The organism is Pseudoroseomonas cervicalis ATCC 49957 (assembly GCF_000164635.1).
Lineage (GTDB): Bacteria > Pseudomonadota > Alphaproteobacteria > Acetobacterales > Acetobacteraceae > Pseudoroseomonas > Pseudoroseomonas cervicalis.
On the sequence record NZ_GG770778.1, the window covers coordinates 465,822 to 469,310 of the forward strand.

Here is a 3,489-nt window from a genome sequence, read left to right on the forward strand (position 1 = left end):
GGCGCTGGGCGGGCGGGTGCTGCGCGCGCTCGGGCCCTGGCTGCCGGTGTCGCGCATCGGCCGGCGCAACCTGGAACTGGCCTTCCCGGACAGCGACCCCGCCTGGCGCGAGGCGGTGCTGCGCGATGCCTGGGAGAATCTCGGCCGCTCCATGATGGAGCTGCCGCATCTGCCGCGCCTGCCGCGCCGCCAGCCGGGCGAGGCCGGGCCGGGCTGGGAGCTGGAGGGCACGGAGAACCTGCCGCGTGACACGGGGCGGGTGATCTTCGTCTCCGCCCACATCGCCAATTGGGAGACGCTGCCGCTGGCGGCGCAGGCGATGGGGCTGGAGATGGCGAGCCTCTACCGCGCCCCCGACAACCCGCTGGTCGATGCGGTGCTGCGCGGCATGCGGCGCGGCGGCGCCGACCAGCCGCTGTTCCCCAAGGGCTCGCGCGGGGCGCGGCTGCTGCTGAAGCACCTGTCGGAGGGCAAGGCGGCCGGGCTGGTGGTGGACCAGAAGCTGAATGAGGGGGTGGAGCTGCCCTTCCTCGGCCATCCCGCCATGACGGCGACCGGCGCGGCCGAGCTGGCGCTGCGCTTCGGCTGCCCGATCCTGCCGGTGCGGGTGGAGCGGCTGGGCCCCTGCCGCTTCCGCGTGGTGATCGAGCCGCCCCTGGCGCCGCCCGCCGGCGGGGAGGGGCGCCTCGCCGATGCGGTGGCGCTGACCCGGGCGATCAATGACCGCATCAGCGCCTGGATCCGCGCCCGCCCCGGCGAATGGCTGTGGCTGCACCGGCGCTTCCCGCGCGCGGCCTATCGCCGCTGAGGCGCGGCCGGCGCCGCGTCAGGCCGGGACCGGCACGCGCTGCGCCAGCGGGTCCAGCAGCGCCTCGATCGCCGTCGGGTCCTCCCATTCCAGCTTCACGCTGAGCACGGTGACGCGGCTGCGGAAGGCCGGCGGGATGCGCACATAATCCTTGGCGGTGGTCACCGGGATGGCGCGCAGCGCCTCGGCCTGCTCGAGCAGCTCGCGCAGGTCGCCGGCATCGAAGGGGTAGTGGTCGGCATAGGCCATGCGGCCGGCCAGCACGGCGCCGCAGCGGGTCAGCGAATTGAAGAATTTCTGCGGGTTGGCGATGCCGCAGAAGGCGAAGACCGGCTGGCCGGCCAGCAGCTCGGCCTCCGGCCCCGGCACCTGGCGGGCGCGCAGCACCGGCAGGGAGGGGGGCAGCATGGCGGCGGCGCCCGCCTCGTCCTCGCCGATCAGCACCGCGGCGCGGCAGCGCGCGGCGGCGGCGGCCACCGGCTCGCGCAAGGGGCCCGCCGGGATGATGCGGCCATTGCCGAAGCCGTAATTGCCGTCCACCACCAGCAGGGAGAGATCCTTGGCGAGGCCGGGATTCTGCAGCCCGTCATCCATGATGATGGCCTGGGCGCCGGACTCCACGGCGGCGCGGCCACCGGCCTCGCGGTCGCCGGCCACCCAGGTCGGGCGCAGGGCGGCCAGCAGCAGCGATTCATCGCCCACCGCCTGGCTGTCATGCTGCGCCGGGTCGACCATGACCGGGCCCTTCAGCCGGCCGCCATAGCCGCGCGTCAGGAAATGCGTGGCCACGCCACGGTTCGACAGGCGCTGGCCGAGATCGAGGGCGACCACGGTCTTGCCGGCGCCGCCGGCCGTGGCATTGCCGCAGCAGATGACCGGCACGGGCGCCTGCCAGCCCGGGCGGGCCATGCGGCGCGCGGTCGCGGCCGCGTAGATCGCGGCGATGGGGGATAGCAGCAGGGGCGCGATTCCCCCGCTGCCCCCGCTCCAGAAGCCGGGGGCACGCATCCGGTCAGACCTGTCCTCTCTCCTAGAGCGTGGATTCGCTAGTGGCGGACCGCCGAAAAGCGCTGCTCACGCAACCGAACCGAATTCCAGGGCCGCCTCCGCATCGCATGCGATGCGCATCCGGCCCTAGGGCCCGCCCTGCGCCGGCGGGGCGCCGGCGCCGAGGGGCATGATGGCGAGGATCGCCGAAGCCAGTTTCCCCGGCAGGAGGGCGGCGTCATCGGCGATCAGCGCCGCCGCCCGGACCATGGCCCGGGCGCGGCCCGCATCCGATAGCACGTCCCCCACCGCCTCGGCCAGCGTGGCGGAATCCCGCACCCGGATGGCCCCGCCCGTGGCCACCAGCCGGTCGGCCATGGCCTGCACATTGTCGGTATAGGGGCCGAACAGGATCGGGCAGCCGAGGCGCGCCGGCTCCAGCGGGTTGTGCCCGCCCTTGGGCACCAGCGAGGCGCCGATGAAGCAGACCCCGGCCAGGCGGAAGAACAGCCCCATCTCGCCCAGCGTGTCGACCAGATAGAGGTCGCAGCCCGGAAGCGGCAGCTGGCCCCGGCTGCGCCGCGCGGTGCGGCCGAAGGGCGCGGCCAGGGCCGCCACCTCCTCCGCCCGCACCGGGTGGCGCAGCGCCAGGATGGTCAGCAGGTCGGGGAAGCGGCGGCGCAGCGTGGCATGCGCGGCGAGGATCGAGGCCTCCTCGCCCGGCTGGGTGCTGGCGGCGAGAAACACCGGGCGGCGGCCGATGGCGTGGCGCAGCCGGGCCAGCTCCGCCGGGTCGGCCGGCAGCTTCTCGGCCGCGGCCTTCAGGTGGCCCCAATGCTCGGCGCCGGTGGCGCCCAGGGCGCGCAGCCGCTCGGCATCTTCCTCGCTCTGCGCCACCACCAGGCGGAAGCGGCCCAGCATCTCCCGCGCCAGGCCGGGCGCCCAGCGCCACATCCGGGCCGAGCGGGCGGAGAGCCGCGCATTGACCAGCGCCGCCGGGATGCCGTGCCGGGCCAGGGCGGCGGAGAGGTTGGGCCAGAGCTCGCTCTCGACGAACACCGCGCCATCCGGGCGCCAGCCCTGGAGAAACCGCTCCAGCCAGCGCGGCACGTCGAGCGGGGCGAAGCGGTGGATCACCCGCCCGGCGAGTGCGGGCGGCAGGCGCTGCGCCAGCATGCCGGCGGCGGTGACGGTGCCGGTGGTGACCAGCAGCGTCAGGCGGGGGGAGCGCTCCAGCAGGGTCTGCATCAGCGGCAGCAGGGAGAGCGTCTCGCCCACGCTGGCGCCATGCAGCCAGAGCAGCGGACCCTCCGGCCGCTCGGCGCCATGGCCGCTGCGCTCGGGCAGGCGCTCGGGCACTTCCTTGCCGCGCCGGGCGCGGCGGCGCAGCCAGAGTGGCAGCAGCGGCGCCAGCGCGCTGCCCAGGACCCGCCCGGCGCCGGCGGCGAGGCTCATCGCGCCCCCCTCACAGGCGGCGGCTCTCCATCTCCTGGCCGGCGGCCCAGGCATCGGCGGTGTCGCAGGCGGCGTTCAGCGCCGCCTCGATGGCGGGGAGGGCGCCGGCCGGGTCGTCGCGCGGCACGCTGATGGCGGGGCCGCAGACCAGCACGGCGCGGCCGAAGGGCAGCGGCAGCATCATGCGGTCCCAGCTCGGCAGCAGCCTGTGCCGCGTCGTGGCGGCCGCCGTCGGCAGC

General features: G+C 75.6%; 3 protein-coding genes and 1 pseudogene. 1 reads left to right on the forward strand and 3 read right to left on the reverse strand.

The genetic code is table 11. The features are described 5' to 3' along the window. The coding region (locus HMPREF0731_RS09355) for a lysophospholipid acyltransferase family protein (RefSeq protein ID WP_007003858.1) at positions 1 to 808 on the forward strand (808 nt) is incomplete at its 5' end. An 18-nt stretch (positions 809 to 826) separates the two neighbouring features. Here the strand turns inward: HMPREF0731_RS09355 and lpxK are convergent. The 3 genes and pseudogenes from lpxK to HMPREF0731_RS09370 all read right to left on the reverse strand — a co-directional run. Then, complete coding sequence (gene lpxK / locus HMPREF0731_RS09360; protein WP_007003859.1) at positions 827 to 1,816, reverse strand: tetraacyldisaccharide 4'-kinase; 990 nt, start codon at positions 1,814 to 1,816, stop codon at positions 827 to 829. A 126-nt stretch (positions 1,817 to 1,942) separates the two neighbouring features. Next, complete coding sequence (locus HMPREF0731_RS09365) at positions 1,943 to 3,250, reverse strand: 3-deoxy-D-manno-octulosonic acid transferase (RefSeq protein WP_007003860.1); 1,308 nt, start codon at positions 3,248 to 3,250, stop codon at positions 1,943 to 1,945. 10 nt (positions 3,251 to 3,260) lie between these two features. Continuing rightward, a pseudogene (locus HMPREF0731_RS09370) lies at positions 3,261 to 3,489 on the reverse strand (lysophospholipid acyltransferase family protein); the annotation flags it as partial.

What these genes read in the sequence shown, in the direction of transcription:
- lpxK (WP_007003859.1), bottom strand. Translation starts at nt 1,816, where the DNA reads ATGCGTGCCCCCGGCTTCTGGAGCGGGGGCAGCGGGGGAATCGCGCCC.
- HMPREF0731_RS09365 (WP_007003860.1), bottom strand. Translation starts at nt 3,250, where the DNA reads ATGAGCCTCGCCGCCGGCGCCGGGCGGGTCCTGGGCAGCGCGCTGGCG.